Raw genomic sequence first — 17,667 nt, forward strand, 5'->3', positions numbered from 1 at the left:
CCCCCGGGGCTTACCGGGGGCAACGATCGGGATACGCTTAACCTGCCAAAGTGTTCCCGGCACCGATGTAGGCGCGAAGAATCCGTCTTGCGCAAATGGAGCAACGATAGGTCGACGGAGCTGGTCGGCTAGTGCACGGTCGACGATCGTTGATGTGCGGTTTGCCGGGGGAGTTCGCGGATGGCGGTGAGTTCGTGCTTCGGCGCGCCTATCGCCGAGACGGAAGCCGCTTTTGCGTCGGCCCTCCGGCGTGGACGTGTCGGTTAATGACTTTGCCTCTGCTCTCCTGACGAACGCAGGTCTTTCCGGAAGCGAGAAGCCTTCATAGCGGCTGCCGATCGTTCGGCGATCGCGCTGCACTCGCGCGCGACCCTGGGGCGGAGAACCCAGGCTGCTGCCGTTCGAGAAGTTAGCGAACTCATTAAAATCCAAGCGCTTCCGAATGTCAGATCTTATGGCGCGGTGAGCTATCAGTCCCGACGTTTCCAGCGCCGTTTTGTTTAGTGCAGATTCTCGGGGGACGAGTATGACGACTACCTCAGCAGCGACCGTCGGCGTGAATGTCAGCGGCGCGGAGTATTCATGGATGCCCTTCGTAGGGGCTGGGGATCTCGATTATCTTGCGAGCCAAGGCGTCTCGCTCATTCGTTTGCCGATTAGCTGGGAGAGGATGCAGCCGACGTTGAACGGTCCCCTCGATCCCACCTACCTGTCAGGCCTGGAGACCGTCCTGAGCGAAGCTGCGGCTCGCGACATCAAGGTCATTATCGACCTTCACAACTATGGTAGATACAACCTTAACTATGCAGCAGATGCCGCTGCGAACTACGGGATTGTTGCTCCTAACGCTGCAGGTTCTTCGGTGATCGGATCGTCCGAGGTTCCCGTATCAGCATTTGCCGATTTCTGGAGCTTGCTGGCTGGCCAATTGAGCGGACATGCCGGTCTGGCCGGATATGATATCATGAACGAGCCCTACAACATGGGGAGCTCGACGATCTGGCCCGAAGCGGCCCAAGCGGCTGTCGATGCTATCCGGGCAGCCGACATGAAGACGCCTATTTATGTCGAGGGTTACCAATGGGCGAGTGCGGAGAATTGGCTGGTTCACAACGCAAACCTCCACATCAATGATCCTGCCAACAAGATCATCTACGAGGCGCATCAGTATTTCGATGCCAACGGGAGTGGGCAATATGCGCAATCATACGTGCAGCAAGGGGCGACCTCGAGTTTAGGAGCAGAAGATCTTCAACCGTTTCTGGATTGGCTGGCAGCCAATAACTACCAGGGATTTGTGGGGGAGCTCGGCGTTCCCGGCAATGATTCGAACTGGACCGCACTCCTCAACAGCGCCCTCACTCAATTGCAGGCCGCCGGCGTGTCCAGCACTGTGTGGAACTACGTCTACGCAGACCCTTCTGGGAAAAATTCGTGGTGGCCGGTCGCAGACTCCATGAGCATCAATCCCAAGGAGGGATGGGGGGCGGCGACGATGGAAGCCATTTTCGCGCATTCGGCTCCGACCGTGGTCTCGTTCTCGCCGGACAGTGCAGTGGCCGGCGATGGCATCACCAATGTCAACCACGTCACGCTGACGGGAACGGCGGCCGCCGGCGCCACGGTCCAGGTGTTCGACGGGGCGAAGCAGATCGGGACGTCGATCGCCAATGCGAGCGGCGACTGGAGCTTCGCCACCGGCAAGCTGGCCGATGGCAGCCATGCTTTCACGAGCAAAGCGGTGAACGCGGCGGGCAACGTCAGCGCGACGTCCGCGGCGTTGACCGTGACCGTGGATACCGTGGCACCCTCGGCTCCAACGGTGGCTTCGTTCTCGCCGGACAGCGCAGTGGCGGGCGATGGCATCACCAATGTCAACCACGTCACGCTGACGGGTACGGCGGCGGCCGGCGCCACGGTCCAGGTGTTCGATGGGGCGAAGCAGATCGGGACTTCGACCGCGAATGCGAACGGCGCCTGGAGTTTTGCTACCAGCACGCTGGTTGATGGCAACCACGCTTTCACGAGCAAGGCGGTGGACGCGGCGGGCAATGTCAGCGCAGCGTCCAAGGCGCTGACCGTGACGGTGGACACCGTGGCGCCCTCGGCTCCGACTGTGGCCTCGTTCTCTCCGGACAGCGCAGTGGCGGGCGACGGTATCACCAATGCCAACCGCGTCACGCTGACGGGAACGGCGGCGGCGGGAGCCACAGTCCAGGTGTTCGACGGAGCGAAGCAAATCGGGACTTCGATCGCGAATGCGAACGGCACCTGGAATTTTGCCACCAGCACGCTGGTTGATGGCAACCACGCCTTCACGAGCAAGGCGGTGGACGCGGCGGGCAATGTCAGCGCAGCGTCCAAGGCGCTGACCGTGACGGTGGACACCGTGGCGCCCTCGGCTCCGACGGTGGCGTCGTTCTCTCCGGACAGCGGAGCGGCGGGCGACGGTATCACCAATGCCAACCACGTCACGCTGACGGGAATGGCGGCGGCCGGAGCCACAGTCCAGGTGTTCGACGGGGCAAAGCAAATCGGGACTTCGACCGCGAATGCGAACGGTACCTGGAGTTTTGCTACTGGTACCCTGGCCGACGGGGTTCACGCGTTTACCAGCAAAGCGATTGATGCCGCAGGCAACCACAGCGCTGTGTCTGCGGAGTTCGACTTGACGGTGAACTCAACTTGGTCCGGTTCTGCCACTTCGGTCGGTCAGGTCAATGGCCATGGCGAAGCGATGTCGACCGAACTTGTTACTTTCGAGGGAAATACCGCCAAAACAATCCGTCTGGACTCGAAGGGATCCATGCTCGGCGCTGAGGTTTGGACCTCTGATGGAGCAAGTGCCACAACCACGTATTTCAACGATGCTTGGCACCGAACAAAAGCCGATGTCACCACTGTGAGCGGCAATCAGTCTCAAACCGTACATTTGGACGCCGGCTGGCACGTAGTTGGCGCGGAATTGACGACAGTGAATGCGAATAGCGCCACGACTATTCAGTTCAATGCCGCGTGGCAGCAAATTGGAGCCGAAATATCGACGATCAATGGCTCCACGAGGCAGACGCTGTATTTCGACGAAAAATGGGTCATGACCGGGGCGCAGATTACGACTGTTGAGGGTAATGCCACGACTGCCATGTCTTTTGATACGAATTGGAAAATGACTGGTGCAGTCGTGTCGACCCCGGATGCCGCTACATCTTTTGATGGAAATTGGCATCAGACACCGACCAATTCGTCCGCCGGACGATCGGATCTCACTGTAATGAGTGGCACTGCGGAGAACGACGTCTTTGTCTTTCACGGCGAATTTGGAAACAGCGTGATCAGAAACTTCCAAGCGCTTGGTGCAAGCCACGATGTCATCCAAATCGACCAATCGACTTTTGGCGATTTCAGCGCAGTCATGGCGAACGCTGTTCAAAGCGGCGATCATGTGGTTATCACGGCGCACGAGGGCTCCATCATTCTCGAGGGAATGCAACTCGCGGACTTGAACCGCTACGATTTTCACCTGGTTTAGGAGGAAGCGTTGGAGAGCCGTGTATGAAGCGAGATGCACGTCGACAAGTTGCGAGCTCAGGCCGTTGCCTGGCCTGATAACTCAGCTCCGCCCGTTTGCCCTCGAACCCATTCGACCGGATGGCCTCGTGAACGTCGTCTTGGTACCACCCTCTCTTGGCTATGGCGATTTCGATGATCGAGGCCAAGTCAATTTCGCCGGTTCTTCGATCGCGCTCGGGGAGAACACGAACCGCATGGATGAGCTAGCGGTGCATATCACTGGCAATTGACAGGTCCGGACGACGAGGTAAACAGCGGGAACGGATCCACGACAGATACCGTTCGAGTTTACCTTTTCAGCGGTCGGGGGTTGACCGAGGCATCCGACATATCCAAAAAGGGATATATCTTAGCTCGGCGCGGTGCACTCAGCTGAATATTTCATGCTGCGATCGCTATTGTTTGAACAAGGAATGGCATGCAAAAGCAGGTCGCTTTAATCTCGCGCCTGGCGGGACAGGACGGCGCTGATCTTGCTGAACACCTGATCTCATTCTTCCATACCAAACCACGTCCCATGTGGAACACTCGTTCGAAGACCATTTTGCGGGGGAAGCGCGGCCAGGGATCTCACGGCGAACTGGGAGGTCACGATGGCCGCTGCTCCATTTGAACTGAAGGGTAAGAGCGTCTACGTCGCGGGCCACAACGGCATGGTGGGAGCGGCATTGACGCGTCGGCTTGCGCGGGAGGATGTTCGTCTCGTGACGGTCGATCGTAGCAAGGTCGATTTACGCGACCAATCCAAGGTGTTCCGCTGGTTTGCTGAAGTGCGGCCGCAGGTGATCTTTCTTGCCGCAGCCAAGGTAGGTGGCATCGTCGCCAACGATACTCTGCGCGCTGAGTACATCTACGACAACATCGCTATCGCAGCGAACGTAATCCACGCGGCGCATCTCAATGGCGCGGAAAAATTGATGTTTCTGGGTTCGTCCTGCATATATCCAAAACTTGCTGCGCAACCCTTGCGTGAAGATTCGGTGCTGACGGGGCCCCTCGAGCCAACCAACGAGCCTTATGCAATTGCGAAGATCGCTGGGATCAAGATGGTGGAAGCTTATCGCAGCCAGTACGGTTCTGACTTTATCAGTGTCATGCCGACAAACCTTTATGGTCCCGGCGACAACTATCATCCGGAATATAGTCACGTCGTTGCGGCCTTGATTCGCCGCTTCCACGAGGCGAAGTTGGCAAACGCAACAAGCGTCACGATCTGGGGCACGGGCGCGCCGCGTCGTGAATTCCTTTACGTGGATGACATGGCAGATGCCTGCGTGCACCTGATGAAGACTTTCTCAGGTCCCGAGCTGGTCAATATTGGCGTGGGTAAGGACATCACAATCGCCGAATTCGCGCGCATCGTTGCCGCCATCGTCGGCTATCGCGGAGAGGTAACGTTCGATCACTCGCGCCCTGACGGTACGCCCCGTAAAATGCTCGATGTTACGCGACTGGAGAAGCTCGGCTGGCGTGCTCAGACTTCACTTACGGATGGGATCGAACTCGCCTATCAGGCGTATCTGTCGGCTGGGTAGCTCCCTACTGAAAGCTCAGTTGCAGAAGTGGCCGTAGGCTTCGTCCATGTCGCATGGGGTGGCCGGAATCGCAGGATTGCCTCGCGCGAATCCCGCAGGCGATACCGGCCGGAATGAAAGTTCGATCGCAACTCTCATCATTGGTGTTGATAGAGCTCTCGCGAAGCGTACCAACATGCTTGTTTTATTTATCTCCATGCATTGGAGAGGCTCGGACTATTCGTGCCTGGCAAAGTAGCGGAATCCGTGTTTCTTGATGATCTCGTCGCGCTTGGCGGATTCGAGGTCTTCCTTCATCATTTCTCGAACAAGGCTTTCGAACGACGTCTTGGGCTCCCAGCCGAGCTTCTGCTTGGCCTTTGACGGATCACCGAGGAGCGTCGCGACCTCGGTAGGACGGAAGTAGCGCGGATCGACCGAAACAACGCATTTTCCCGTAGCAGCGTCGTATCCCTTTTCTTCGACGCCGCTTCCTTCCCATCGAATTGTCATGTCGATTTCGCTTGCGGCGACGTTGACAAAATCTCGGACAGAGTGCTGCACTCCGGTAGCAATCACGAAATCTTCCGGCTTATCCTGCTGCAGCATCAGCCATTGCATCTCGACATAGTCACGCGCGTGTCCCCAATCGCGCAGGGCGTCCAGGTTGCCCAGATAAAGCCGCTCCTGCAGTCCCAGATGGATGCGCGCCATAGCACGCGTGATCTTTCGGGTCACGAAGGTTTCGCCTCGGACCGGAGATTCGTGGTTAAAGAGAATGCCGTTGCAAGCGTACATCTCGTAGGCCTCACGGTAGTTCACCGTGATCCAATAGGCATAAAGCTTGGCGACCGCATACGGTGAGCGGGGATAGAAGGGCGTGGTCTCCTTTTGGGGAATCTCCTGGACCAAGCCGTACAGTTCAGACGTTGAGGCCTGATAGAAGCGCGCCTTCCTCTCCAGGCCGGTAATGCGCATAGCCTCAAGGATGCGCAACGTGCCAAGGGCGTCGGAATTCGCCGTGTATTCGGGTTCCTCGAACGAAACCGCAACGTGGCTCTGCGCCGCGAGATTGTAGATCTCGTCCGGCTGCACCTGACCAACGATCCGGATCAGACTCGAGGAATCCGTGAGATCGCCGTAGTGAAGCCGGAACGGCGGATCGGGCTCATGCGGATCGAGATACAGATGATCAATACGATCGGTGTTGAAGAGGGAAGTCCGGCGCTTGATGCCGTGGACCTCGTAACCCTTCTGCAAAAGAAGTTCCGCCAAATAAGCGCCGTCCTGGCCGGTGACGCCGGTAATAAGTGCCCGTTTCTTTGTCATATCAGTCCCAAAATGGAAATTCGTGATTACACGAGATTGACCTGGTTAGGGAGGGCGGCGCAGAGCAAAAATCAAGCTTAGATTAACAACGGGGTCCAGCGGCGGTGCTGCGTTTGGCAGCAGGCCGACCACCAAATCTTCGATCCGCGCGCAAAAGGGCCGTCAGACCGGGCCAGGCTCTAGCCGATCGGCGCCTGTTTGCGAGCTCGCAGGAGCAGGGGCTTTGGATCTGATCCCTGTTCGCGGCCTGTCATCGGCAACGATCGGAAGCTGCCGACCGTCACGCCGAAGTTCGGAAAATCACATCTCGAATGCCGCGCGGCTTTGGCGCGCGAGGCGCGAGCAAGCCTGTCTCAGGCCCTCATGGCGAACTTCCCTGTTATCCTGGTCAGACATATTCGTGCGATTGCTCTTTCGCGGCACGGCGTGCGCTCAAGCAAAACGGCCGCCACTCGGTTATCCCGAGTGGCGGCCGTCGTCAGTCGAACTTGACTTGGCGGAGCCGGTGCTTACCGGACGTACCAATATCCCCACCAGCGTTGAGACACGGGCCGTGCCTGTGCCTTCATGGCTGCGACTTCCTCGACGGGGCGAAGCTGGGGGCCGTAGATCGCGGGCGGATAAACGTCATCCCACAGCACGAGACCGCCTTGGGCGGCGGCCGCTCGCTGATGTCCCGGAGCAACGGCGAGCTCGGCGGCCGGCGCGACAGATGCCGTCAGGGCGAGGCCAAGAGCGGACAGGGCAATGGATGGAATAAGGGCCCGGAAAGTCATTGGATTGAATCCCCTCTGAAATGCGATGCGAATAATGCGACGGCGGCCGGTCGGTTGCAAGGGCATCGGTCGATCGATCTGCCCGAAATCCTCGTTGCGGACACACGTCGGTCCGCCCGACCACCAGGTCGCGCGGGCAGCTCTCTCATAAGGATGTCTCTTTGATAGAGAGTGTGGTCGCCATATCAACAGTTCTCGGTGTTCGTCGCCGATCCGACGGAACGTGGTGATGGTCGAGATGCGTGGCACGAGCGCTGCATGCATGCGTACGTACAAGAGATCGGACATTGAACAATCTTTCGGCGCTCATGAGTCATCGAGAACCATCATGTCGACACACTGCTCGCTCTTGATGAGTCGGACTATCCAGGGCGACTCTCATGACTTCTGCGTTTTTCTCCGCTTCCATCTTCGGCGCTGGCCTCATCCTCGGATACGCGCTGCGCGCCTGGCGCGTCCAACGACGCGGTGCGAGCTCGTCCTACGGCGCCTCGCGCCAGACGCCCGAGCCCACCTCGACGTTCGGCCACGCCCGACGAGCCTTTTAGATATCGTCTAGTTGGCTGTCGGCACCCAGCTTCACACTGAAACGACGGGGCATGACGACATGAATGAGCCCAAGAACGACGCTCCACGACGTTACATCGTGGATGGCGCCGGGCAGCGCGTGCTCGTTGGTCTGACGATCTCAGAAACCATCGAGTTCGAGGCGCTGGACAAGCCGGACGCCCGCCCTGGCGCCGCCGACTTGCTCGGCGAGGCGGCGCGCGTTCGTCAGGCGAGGCATGGCGAACGTTGGGTCGAGCTCTACGTCAAGCACGAACGCGCCTGGAGCGACTGGATGGCGCAGACGCGTGCGAAACCGGAGAAGGCGCCTCTGCTCAACTAGGGCGCGATCCGAGAAGGACGTTCCTACCTTGCGAACCGTCTCGCGTGTCGGTAGTAGACAGTCGCCGTGACGTCACACCGCGAGCATGCGGCTTCCCTGGATGCTCATCAGGGTGAGATTTCCGGTTGCATAGGCGCCGGTATCGATGTTGACGCGGTTCGCCAGGAATTCGGCGCTTCGGACCGGCGTATGGCCGTGCACGACATATTTGCCGAACGGCTCCTCGCTTCGCAGGAATTCTTCGCGAATCCAGAGCAGATCGCGCTCCGTCTGCTCGGCCAATGGGACGCCCGGGCGAACGCCGGCGTGAACGAAGAAGAAGTCTCCGCAACTGAAGCTCAGCCGCAGATTGTCCAGGAATTCCAGATGTTCGGTCGGCATTGCGCGAATCAGATCGCGCAATATCGATGCCGGTTCGTCGCGCTTCAGGTCCGGAGGAGCGAGCCCGTAGGACATCAATGTCTGGGTCCCGCCGACGGCAAGCCAATCCTCGAACAGTGACGGGTCTTCGAACAGCCTCACCAGAAATGCCTCGTGGTTGCCCTTAAGGAAGACCGCATTTCCCCGACGGCTCCGCTCGACCAGGATGTCGAGCGTGGCGCGCGTGTCCGGGCCGCGATCGATGTAGTCACCCATGAAGACTTCGATCGCATAGCGCGGGCGGCTGCGAGCCACGTCGACGTCGATCACCCCCAGCATGGGCCGGAGCAGATGCGCACAGCCGTGAATGTCCGAGATCGCATAGATGCGGACCCCTTCCGGCAAGTGCGGCTTGTGGATCGGCAGACTTGGTCGGGCGAGAGATTTCATGGCGCACAATCGATCGGGTTGTCGAGACAATTTCCCCAAGTCGCCGGCACCGGAGGACTCCCCATCTGACACGACTAATTCGAGATCGCCAGGGTGGCGTCGTGGTTTTCCGGCTTGATCATGCCAAAAGAAGGGCGCGGAAGTTTTTGCCTATCTTGCATGCGACAGCCTGCGCAAAAATCGGCACGTACGAATTGCATCGCTGAAATGCAGCGCGCGGCAAAGATGCATGCCTCATGCAAAATCCAGGATACATCCGCAGATAGAAATCCATCGATATTCCCGCAAATGACTCGTTCGCGGTCTCGCGAGAGGATGGATCGCCTCAAAGATGGGCGAAGACGCGCTCGCGCGTCTGCTGCGGCATCGTATGGGATGCGGAACTTGATTCAAAATAGGGCAACGCGTCGCTGATATGTCAGCACTGTGACGAGTTTTTCAGCGCATCGAATGTCGATGCGCATTCCGTGATGGCGCATCATCCGTGCATCGCAAAAGTTTTGCGTGCGACGCCACAATGTCGCTGCGATCACTCAACACTTTCCGCGCGGGGAATTGACGAGTCTTCAGCATCACGATGAGCGTCAGACACTCTCTCGATAAGGCAGAGGTTCGAATGGCTGTTGCAACTTACGGTTCTGAAAGCGCGCATACATTGGCATCCATGCGCGGCGGCGCTCTTCAGAGGCCATTTCAGATCGTCGTCATCGCTGCTGACTTTCTGCTGATCCTGTTGAGCTACGCTGCCGGAGCTTCGCTGTATGGCGCGGCCGTCGCTTCGCCCACCGACGGCGCGTCGGTGGGAGCTGGCCTGTTCGTCGGCGTGGTCTTTGTCGCGGTTGCCTATTTCCGGGACGTCTATGCCACGCACCGCCTGCTCAACCTCGTTTGGCAGCTTCGAAAGGCCGTCTTCATCTGGCTGACGTCGCTGACGATCCTCGCCGTGGCGGCGTTCCTGCTCAAATCGACGGACAATCTGTCGCGCGGCACCGTCCTCGTCTTCGCCGTGATCGGCGGGCTTGGCCTGGTCAGCCTGCGCTTCGTCTGGCAGGCGGTGTTCGGCACCAGCTTTGCGAGGAGCCGGCTGGTCGACCGCAAGGTGATCTTGCTCAGCCTGAAGCCGCTCGATTTCACCTCCAGCCGCTTCAAGGACCTGCGCAGGAACGGCTTCGACGTCATGCGCCATTTCGTGCTGGGAGCTGACCGGGACGATGGCAATTGGGAGCGGCAGATTCGGGACGTGATCCGACAGTCCCGTACGGCCGATGTCGACGAATATCTGCTTGCCATCGATTGGAACGAATTGCCCATGCTGCGAAAGCTGGGGCCTTATCTGCGTGCGGTTCCGCAGCCGATACGCCTGCTGCCGGACGACCCGATCGCCGATCTGGTGGCCCGTCCCTATCTGCCGGTCAGCGGAACCGTGGCGGTCGAAATCCAACGACCGCCGCTCACCATTCTCGAACGGCTGCAGAAGCGCTGTCTCGACGTCGGTGTGGCTCTGTTCGCGCTCGTGCTGCTGACACCGCTGCTGCTGACGGTCGCGGTGCTGATCAAGCTGGATTCCCCGGGCACGGTGATATTCCGGCAATCACGCCGGGGCTTCAACGGCAGGCCCTTCGAGATCTGGAAATTCCGTACGATGACCGTCAGCGAGAACGGCGACATGGTTACGCAGGCGACCAAGAAGGATGCCCGCGTCACGAAGATCGGTCGTTTCCTTCGCATGACCAGCATCGATGAGCTGCCGCAGCTCTGGAACGTATTGCGAGGGAACATGTCGCTGGTTGGGCCGCGTCCACATGCGCTCGCCCACGACAATTACTATGACGAGCTCATCAGCAAATACGTCTATCGCCATCACATGAAGCCGGGCCTGACCGGCTGGGCCCAGGTGAACGGGTTCAGGGGGGAGACGCCGACCATCGATCTGATGGAGAAACGGGTCGAGTACGATGTCTGGTATGTCAGCAATTGGAGCATCTGGCTCGACCTGAAGATCATGGCCCGCACTGCGTCTGCCGTGATGTTCCAGGAAGCCTACTAGCCGCTGAGTTCCGGACGCGGCCGCTGGCCAAATCCCAAATCCTCCGGAACTTGCGAGGTTCAGGTTCCGTCGCGCGAGGATTTGCCGAAAAAGCGCACAAGAGTATCGCGCAAGGCAAGTAGCGACGGGACGAGCACGAAGAAGGCTCCCATTGCGACGGAGGCCAGGACGTGGCGGACCGAGAAGGGTTCGTCCTGCTCAATTTCTCTTCTCTTGGGATCGATGGGAGCCGGCGTCAGCGTCGACGCTATCGGCTGCCGACGCGGCTTGCGCGGGGGAACCACGATCAACACGAACAGGATGTTGAGCAGGACCCAAATTGTCAAAATCGTAAGAACGATCAGCATCCAAGCCACCGAAAACAACTGCAAGTATGAACCGAGGTTAGCGCCAGGGATCCAAGAAGGAAAGATGCCTAAAGATTCGGCATCTCGATGCATAAGGACCGGGTCTGTCGCCGCTTTTCGGGTAGCTTGGCAGCTGGCGCAGTGTCCTAGCCAATCATAGTGCTCGTCAATCCTTGCTTTTGGGCTAGAGCAATAACTGCAAGTTGTGGATTCCGGACGAATACGGAGGCCGGAGGGCCAGGAGCGGCAGCCGGCAGGGTTCCAGGCCGTTCCCTGGCGCGAAGCCGCGCTTGACAGCCTCGACAGACAATTCCGGCGAAGCATGAAAAAGGCCCGCTGCCGGAAGGCAGCGGGCCCGGGTCGTTCCAGCTCGGCTGCGAGGCGCCGGCTGCGGCCTAAGCGTGCTCGTGCTCGACGTAGTAGCTGTTGTGGTGCTTGCCCTTGTAGGCCTCGATGCGCTTGAGCATCTTCGGGTTAGCGCGGTTGAGCACGGCGCCGATCAGCTTCTTCTGGAGGACTTCCGACCCTGAAACCGACTCCTGGAGAGCGGTTCGCGTGGTCTGGCCCCATTCGATCACGTAGACCATGGCGTCGATCAGGAAGCTGACGGCCTTCGAGTCCGCCACCGGCATCACCGGGGCAAGATCGATGACGATGTACTCATAGTGCTCCTTCAGCGCCTTGAGCAACTCGGCCATGGCCTTGGACCCGATGACGTCGGCCGAATTGACCATGCGCGAGGCCACGACGGAGGGCAGGAAATCCAGTCCCGTCTCCTTGCTTCGCTGCACATGGTAGCCGAGGCTCGCCGGGTCGTTGAGAGCCTCGACCAGACCGCTCTTGGCGTTGGGCGCGAGCTCCCGCGTCAGCGAGCGCGTGTGCAGATCGCCGTCGATCAGGACCGTGCGGTGCCCGGTCAGGGCGATCAGCTGCGCAAAGTTGGCGGCCACCGTCGTCTTGCCCTCCTTTGGAAGCGAGGAGACGATGCCGATCACCTTGATCTCGCGGGTCAGGCGCGCGACATCGATCGATACCTTGATGTTGCGCAAGGTCTCGGCGAACCGCGAGAATGGATGATCGACGACGTAGCGGGACAGATCGGGGGGGCCCGTCTTCGCGGACGTCGAAAGCAACGCGCCGGTCTTCGTCGGCGGACGAATGTCCGGCAGGACGCCGAGGCACTTCACGCCGAGCTCATCCTCGACCTCGCCCGGGGTCCGCAACACGTCGCTCAGCAGCTCACGCGCAAATGCCGCGCCGAAGCCGAGGCAGAGGCCGCCCACCAGGCCGCCCACGAGGGCGAGCACCGTCCGCGGGGAGCTCTTGCGGTCCGGCTTGGCGGCGGTGCTGATGAGGCGCGACTCGCTGAGCGGGAAGCTCTGATTCTGCGTCGCGCTCTGCAGCTTCTCGAGGAAGTTGTTGTAGAGATTGCGGTAGGTGTCGGCCGCGCTTTCGAGATCGCGCAGCTTGACCTCGGCCTGGCCCTTGTTGCCGGCCTGGGCGACGAGCTCCTTCACGTTCTTTTCGAGCGAGGCCTCCCGGCTCTTTGCGATCTCGTAGTCGCTGCGATAGGCGTCTGCGATCCGGCGCAGCTCGTCGGCGATGTTCTTGCGCAGTTCGTCCATCTTGTTAGCCAGGTTGACCGCCGCAAGGTGGGTCTTGCCGTAGCGCCTGGACCAGTCGGCATATTGGGCCTGGAGGTCGAGATATTGAGCGCGCAGACGGGTGATCACCGAGTTGTTCAGGGCGTCCGTCACGGTTGATTGTGCAACATCCTGATCGGAGATCGTATCGATCCGGTCAAGCCGGGCCTTGGCTTCGGCGGTCGCAGCCCGCGCCTGAACGAGCTGCGTGTTGAGGTCCGACAATTGCTGCTCGGACATCAAGCCGCGGCTGGTTCCGACAATGTTGTTCTCGGCCTTGAAGGTCTGGACGGCGCGATCGCTGGCCGACGCCTGCTCGCTCAGCTCGAGGCTGCGCTGCTGCAGCCATTCGGTGGCCCGCTTGGTGGACTGATATTTGGCCTCCAGGGCGCCGACGAGATAGGCGTTGGCGATCGCGTTGGCGATCTTGGCGGCCTTGTCGGGGCTCCGCGCGCGATAGTTCAGCGACAGGACATATGTCGTCAACACGCGTTCCGTTCGCAGGTTCTTCTGAACCTGCTCGACCACGGCATGTTCGAGTCGTTCCTGGCTCGCCGGTTCGCCGGAGCCGAACGGCGACGTGATCTTGCCGATAATGATGGAGAGAAGGCCTGGATTGGAGCCGTTGAACTCCGGATCCTCCGTCAGCTTCAGCCGCCGGACGACGGAGAGAATCAGGTCGTCCGAGTTGATGACCTCGACCTGGCTGTCGACGTAGCCGGTATCGATGAGGGCGCTGTTGGCGTTGCTGTCCTTGTCCAGGACCTGCGCCTGACGCGTATCCATCATGATGCGGGCATTTGCCGTATACATGGGTTTCGCCGTGATCAGATAGACCAACACCAGCGCCAGCGACGCGCCGGTGCATGCCGCGACGACCGGCCATTGGCGGCGCAGGACGTCGGCCACGCGCTCGAAGCTGAGGACGGCCCCGCCGAATTCGATGCCGAATCGGTGTCCCGATTGGAAATGTTCTCTAGGCTGGTACATTTGCTAATTCGCTGCCTTTGACGAGCATGGATCAATTCGGAAGGGGGACGGGCTTGAATGGATTGGCCAGCTTGGTCTTCCATTCGCCTTCGAGGAGAGCGCCGCCGCGGGCCGGCTGCGCCGGGCCCTTGTCTTGCGATTGGGCCTGGACGCCGGGGTTGTCCTCGCCTGCGGCGGAATACCCGGCTTGCACGTTGAGATCGCCGATCCGTTGCACGAAATCCCGGATCTTGCGCGCAGAGTCCGGTTTCGTCGACGTGCAGCGCCCTTCGGCAATGCGCAGCGCGGCACCGATGGATGAGCGATCGGTTGCCGCCGACGCCGAGATGAGCGTCTGGACGGACGGCAGCACCGAAGGACTCGTCGCGACATAGCCCGCGAGCCGATATCGCAGCTTCTCCTTGTCGTTGCGCAGCCTCTCCAGTAGCGAGGAGGGGGACTTCACGAAGGTGTCGAGTTCGAGCTGCGAGGCACGGTCCGAAAATTCGACGCACTGAGCGCGGCAAGCCTCGACGCTCGCCACCATCAGCGCAGCGCCTATCAAGACGATCGGTAGCCATCGCGGCTGTGCATGACGTCGGGTTAGTCCGCGGCCCATCCGTGTTCCTTAGCTTCTGTTGCAATAGGAGAACACACGAAACTTGGCAGGTAACTGTGTCATTTTTTGTGCGGCGCAAAAGTTGACGCGGGAAGCCAACAACAAATGCGTTGCCCGCCCGCCCGGTTGCAGAAACGCAATTTGCAATGCCTGCGAGATCGGCATGCCGCGCTCATGAATGTTGCAACCTGAAAACATAAGAGGCAGTCAGCACAGCTGCGCGTCGCAAAACCGACACAAGTCGCAACGCGCTGCCATCGTTCCTATCGGTGGAGAGATTTTCTCGTGCGACATCTGCACGCAGACAGATCAATGTTGTTCCGGAGGCACTATCGCATCAGCGCCGAATTTCGCGCACACTTTGCGCGCAAATACGCGCCATCATGACATTCGGATCGCCTTGCACGCCGACGCACGCGCTCATCGGATGAAAAGTGGCATGATCTTGGCGCTCGCATGTCCGAATGATCTGCAAGCTTTGAAATTATCGTCGGTCGTCATGCGCTGAGTGCGAGTCCGCGATCGCAGAGATTGAATATGCGCGCGACCTCCTGATACACAGTGCTGCGGTGCAATAGCTACGGAATGTTGATGTGACGGAGTTGGTTCATCGTGAGAAGGCGCATGTTCTGCCGCTCGACAGTATCCGGGGGATCGCCGCGACTTCGGTGGTGATTCACCACCTCCTTCTGATGCCGACTTTTCTCGCGGCATTCCCGCACAATGCGTGGATCAACTGCTCCTTCTTCAGGAGTGCGTGGCTGCTGGTCGATCTGTTCTTCGTGCTCAGCGGGATCGTCATGGCGCTCAGCTATGTCGAGAGCGATTTCGGACGCTTCTCACTGCGCGAGTTCATGGTGCGGCGTCTGGCGCGGGTCTACCCGCTGCACATCGTCATGCTGCTGGCAAATCTCGTCTTTCGTCTCCTGCGCATTGGCCTCGTCATGGCTGGAGTGGTGGTGGCGGCGCCCGCGGCGTTCGAGGTCAACAACGCCTATTCCTTCGGCCTCAACGTGCTCCTGCTGCATTCGATGGGGTTCATCGACTATCTCAGCTGGAACGCGCCGAGCTGGAGCATCAGCGTCGAGTTCTACACCTATCTGGTGTTCGGTCTGATTCTGCTGCTGGCCCAGCGTCTGCGTTCGCTGTTGTGGTTCTATATCCTTTGCGGGGCGCTTGCGGTCGGCAGTTTGGTCTTCATCATCTTCGTGCTCGACAAGAGGAGCCTCGGGCTTCAGACCGATTTCGGCATCCTGCGCTGCTTCGTCAGCTTCTTTCTGGGCGTGCTGGCGGTCAGGATCGTCGACCGCCTGCCGGCCAAGCCGGGCCCGGCGGTGCAAGGCATGGTGCAATTCGTCGCCATGATCGCCAGCATCGTCCTGGTGTCTCTGGCGGAGACCAATCCCGCGGCAACTTTCCTGGCGCCGGTCACGTTCGCGATCTTCCTCGGCAGCTTGCTTGCCTTTCCGGATGCGCTGCTGGTGCCGCGCATGCTGGTCGCCAAGCCGCTGGTCTGGCTCGGGCGCCGTTCCTACTCCATCTATATGGTGCACGCGCTCGTGGTGCTGCTGGCCGAATATTTCGTGCGGGCCGTGGGAGCAGGGCGTATCGCTGCGCTGGATTCGGTGTGGGCAGGCCTGCCCGCGTCGATGAACCTCGTCGTCTCGCTGACCGCGGTGCTGGTCGTTTCGCACTTCACCTATCTCTACATCGAGATTCCCGGCGGCAGATTCATGCGAAATGCACTCGGAAGCCGTCCGGATTTCACGCCATCTCCCGCGCGATCGGCGCGGCTGACCAACTGAGCCCGGCATGAGCATGCTCGCGCTGCACCGGCCGCGAATGACGCTGATCAGCCTCAACATCGAGGGGATCGCGCTCGGGATGTATCTGGTCCGCGACGCCTTCGGCGGCGTGATGCGCTACTATACCAGCATCTATCACCTCGATGCGCTATGGTTCCTGCCCGACGCCGTCGCGATGCTGTGCCTGGCCCAGTTCTTCATGCACTGCGTCCTGCGCAACCGCAGCACTCTGGCCCTGCTCGTGCTCGTACAGATCATGCTGTCGCTCGTGCTCGGCTACTTCATGATGGGTACGATGAACGCGGCGATCTCGTCCTTCAAGATGATGTTGCCGGTGTTCGTCGGGTTCTGCTTCTGCGATTCGAGCCTCGGCTCGTATAAGAAGCTGCTGTCGGTCGTCGCGGTGACCTTCTACCTGTCCGTGATCGGCGTCTTCCTGACCAAATTCTTCCTGATGCCCTGGGTCGGCTACAAATACGAGTCGTTTGGCGCGGTGCGCGAGGCGGGCAGGCTGTGGTGGGCCTATGGCGGCGACGACCAGCGCCTGATGGGCTTTGCGGCCGACAATACCATGGCTGCCTTCTTTATCCTCATCTCGTTCGCGATCACGTCGATTCGCATGAGCACCACGTGGTGCCTCTTGTTCGGTTCCATTGCGATCTATGCCATCAAGCTGACCACGAGCAAGACGACCATGATCGTCCTCGTGCTGTACCTCATTTTGCTGGTGTTCGTGCGGCTGCTGCCGGAGAAATCGCGTTTCCCCGCAATCCGATCGATCGCGCAGTGGTCCTTCATCGCGATCTTCGTGCCGTTCTTCATGATCGTGGTTGCGTCCGGTACCGCCGCGGTGCCGCACTCGACCCTGTTCAGCATCGTCGACCGCATCAACAACAGCTGGCAGCTGCCGTTCGTCTATATGAGCCAGCTCATGCCGGTCGGCCTCATCACCGGTTGCGGTGCCGGCTGCTTCAATTATCCCCAGAAGCTGTTCTCGCCGCTCGCGCATTTCTGGGTGCCGGTCGACAATTTCTATATCGGCACGTACCTGATGTTCGGACTCCCGTTTGTGGCGTTCATGGTGATGGTGTTCCGGGCGACATTCGGCGCCACCGACGTCTACAAGCTGACGCTGATCTTCGTCGTCAATTTGTTCACGATTACGGTCCTGAACTACGGTCCGGCATCCGGCCTGCTGATCATCGCGTTGAGCTTTAGCGAGGTGTTCTCGCGGCGTGCGACCTCCGCGCGGGCAGGCGATGCCGTGCCCATTGTCATGCGGCCACCGATGCCGCCATTGGAAGGCTTCCGCCCGGACATGCCGGCGGCGAGCGGAAGCAGGTGAGAAC

Annotated in this window: 13 protein-coding genes; 7 read left to right on the forward strand and 6 right to left on the reverse strand. The window is 59.9% G+C overall.

The annotated features are described in order from the left end of the window. Window positions 1-526 precede the first annotated feature (526 nt). Together HAP40_RS09495 and HAP40_RS09500 are read left to right on the forward strand one after the other, a co-directional pair. Window positions 527-3,529: an Ig-like domain-containing protein gene (locus HAP40_RS09495; protein ID WP_166818056.1), complete on the forward strand. Its 3,003-nt coding sequence runs from the start codon at window positions 527-529 to the stop codon at window positions 3,527-3,529. 634 nt (window positions 3,530-4,163) lie between these two features. Beyond that, window positions 4,164-5,105 carry a GDP-L-fucose synthase family protein gene (locus tag HAP40_RS09500; RefSeq protein ID WP_166818055.1) on the forward strand — a complete coding sequence of 314 codons (942 nt, stop codon included), beginning with the start codon at window positions 4,164-4,166 and terminating at the stop codon, window positions 5,103-5,105. A 216-nt stretch (window positions 5,106-5,321) separates the two neighbouring features. Here HAP40_RS09500 and gmd read toward each other — a convergent pair whose 3' ends face one another. Together gmd and HAP40_RS09510 are read right to left on the reverse strand one after the other, a co-directional pair. Beyond that, window positions 5,322-6,413 carry a GDP-mannose 4,6-dehydratase gene (gene gmd, locus HAP40_RS09505; protein ID WP_166818054.1) on the reverse strand — a complete coding sequence of 364 codons (1,092 nt, stop codon included), beginning with the start codon at window positions 6,411-6,413 and terminating at the stop codon, window positions 5,322-5,324. 509 nt (window positions 6,414-6,922) lie between these two features. Further along, window positions 6,923-7,477 carry a hypothetical protein gene (locus HAP40_RS09510; protein ID WP_246741142.1) on the reverse strand — a complete coding sequence of 185 codons (555 nt, stop codon included), beginning with the start codon at window positions 7,475-7,477 and terminating at the stop codon, window positions 6,923-6,925. Between the two features lie 92 nt (window positions 7,478-7,569). Here HAP40_RS09510 and HAP40_RS09515 point away from each other — a divergent pair, with 92 nt between their 5' ends. Together HAP40_RS09515 and HAP40_RS09520 are read left to right on the forward strand one after the other, a co-directional pair. Continuing rightward, the gene (locus HAP40_RS09515; protein ID WP_166818053.1) at window positions 7,570-7,737 is read left to right on the forward strand and encodes a hypothetical protein; all 168 of its coding nucleotides are present in this window, start codon (window positions 7,570-7,572) and stop codon (window positions 7,735-7,737) included. 59 nt (window positions 7,738-7,796) lie between these two features. Then, window positions 7,797-8,078, forward strand: a complete 282-nt coding sequence (locus HAP40_RS09520) for a hypothetical protein (RefSeq protein WP_166818052.1) — start codon at window positions 7,797-7,799, stop codon at window positions 8,076-8,078. Between the two features lie 72 nt (window positions 8,079-8,150). On the opposite strand, the gene HAP40_RS09525 is transcribed toward HAP40_RS09520, so the two are convergent. Next, window positions 8,151-8,888 carry a metallophosphoesterase gene (locus HAP40_RS09525; protein WP_166818051.1) on the reverse strand — a complete coding sequence of 246 codons (738 nt, stop codon included), beginning with the start codon at window positions 8,886-8,888 and terminating at the stop codon, window positions 8,151-8,153. 616 nt (window positions 8,889-9,504) lie between these two features. Between HAP40_RS09525 and HAP40_RS09530 the strand changes: the two genes are divergently transcribed. Next, window positions 9,505-10,935: an undecaprenyl-phosphate glucose phosphotransferase gene (locus tag HAP40_RS09530; RefSeq protein WP_166818050.1), complete on the forward strand. Its 1,431-nt coding sequence runs from the start codon at window positions 9,505-9,507 to the stop codon at window positions 10,933-10,935. A 59-nt stretch (window positions 10,936-10,994) separates the two neighbouring features. Here HAP40_RS09530 and HAP40_RS09535 read toward each other — a convergent pair whose 3' ends face one another. The 3 genes from HAP40_RS09535 to HAP40_RS09545 form a co-directional block, all read right to left on the reverse strand. Beyond that, on the reverse strand, window positions 10,995-11,282 hold the full coding sequence (locus HAP40_RS09535; protein ID WP_166818049.1) for a hypothetical protein: 288 nt from the start codon (window positions 11,280-11,282) through the stop codon (window positions 10,995-10,997). A gap of 395 nt (window positions 11,283-11,677) precedes the next feature. After that, window positions 11,678-13,915, reverse strand: a complete 2,238-nt coding sequence (locus HAP40_RS09540; RefSeq protein WP_166818048.1) for an AAA family ATPase — start codon at window positions 13,913-13,915, stop codon at window positions 11,678-11,680. Between the two features lie 31 nt (window positions 13,916-13,946). Further along, window positions 13,947-14,441: a hypothetical protein gene (locus tag HAP40_RS09545; RefSeq protein WP_166818047.1), complete on the reverse strand. Its 495-nt coding sequence runs from the start codon at window positions 14,439-14,441 to the stop codon at window positions 13,947-13,949. A gap of 665 nt (window positions 14,442-15,106) precedes the next feature. Here HAP40_RS09545 and HAP40_RS09550 point away from each other — a divergent pair. Together HAP40_RS09550 and HAP40_RS09555 are read left to right on the forward strand one after the other, a co-directional pair. After that, window positions 15,107-16,318, forward strand: a complete 1,212-nt coding sequence (locus HAP40_RS09550) for an acyltransferase family protein (protein WP_246741141.1) — start codon at window positions 15,107-15,109, stop codon at window positions 16,316-16,318. Window positions 16,319-16,325: 7 nt separating this feature from the next. Continuing rightward, window positions 16,326-17,663, forward strand: coding sequence for a hypothetical protein (locus HAP40_RS09555; RefSeq protein ID WP_166818046.1), 1,338 nt, complete (start codon window positions 16,326-16,328; stop codon window positions 17,661-17,663). Window positions 17,664-17,667: the final 4 nt, after the last annotated feature.

Origin of the sequence: Bradyrhizobium sp. 1(2017) (assembly GCF_011602485.2) — a bacterium.
Lineage (GTDB): Bacteria > Pseudomonadota > Alphaproteobacteria > Rhizobiales > Xanthobacteraceae > Bradyrhizobium.

What these genes read in the sequence shown, in the direction of transcription:
- HAP40_RS09545 (WP_166818047.1), bottom strand. Translation starts at nt 14,441, where the DNA reads ATGGTGGCGAGCGTCGAGGCTTGCCGCGCTCAGTGCGTCGAATTTTCG.
- HAP40_RS09540 (WP_166818048.1), bottom strand. Translation starts at nt 13,915, where the DNA reads ATGTACCAGCCTAGAGAACATTTCCAATCGGGACACCGATTCGGCATC.
- HAP40_RS09525 (WP_166818051.1), bottom strand. Translation starts at nt 8,888, where the DNA reads ATGAAATCTCTCGCCCGACCAAGTCTGCCGATCCACAAGCCGCACTTG.
- HAP40_RS09535 (WP_166818049.1), bottom strand. Translation starts at nt 11,282, where the DNA reads ATGCTGATCGTTCTTACGATTTTGACAATTTGGGTCCTGCTCAACATC.
- gmd (WP_166818054.1), bottom strand. Translation starts at nt 6,413, where the DNA reads ATGACAAAGAAACGGGCACTTATTACCGGCGTCACCGGCCAGGACGGC.
- HAP40_RS09500 (WP_166818055.1), top strand. Translation starts at nt 4,164, where the DNA reads ATGGCCGCTGCTCCATTTGAACTGAAGGGTAAGAGCGTCTACGTCGCG.
- HAP40_RS09520 (WP_166818052.1), top strand. Translation starts at nt 7,797, where the DNA reads ATGAATGAGCCCAAGAACGACGCTCCACGACGTTACATCGTGGATGGC.
- HAP40_RS09510 (WP_246741142.1), bottom strand. Translation starts at nt 7,477, where the DNA reads ATGTCCGATCTCTTGTACGTACGCATGCATGCAGCGCTCGTGCCACGC.
- HAP40_RS09515 (WP_166818053.1), top strand. Translation starts at nt 7,570, where the DNA reads ATGACTTCTGCGTTTTTCTCCGCTTCCATCTTCGGCGCTGGCCTCATC.
- HAP40_RS09555 (WP_166818046.1), top strand. Translation starts at nt 16,326, where the DNA reads ATGAGCATGCTCGCGCTGCACCGGCCGCGAATGACGCTGATCAGCCTC.
- HAP40_RS09495 (WP_166818056.1), top strand. Translation starts at nt 527, where the DNA reads ATGACGACTACCTCAGCAGCGACCGTCGGCGTGAATGTCAGCGGCGCG.
- HAP40_RS09530 (WP_166818050.1), top strand. Translation starts at nt 9,505, where the DNA reads ATGGCTGTTGCAACTTACGGTTCTGAAAGCGCGCATACATTGGCATCC.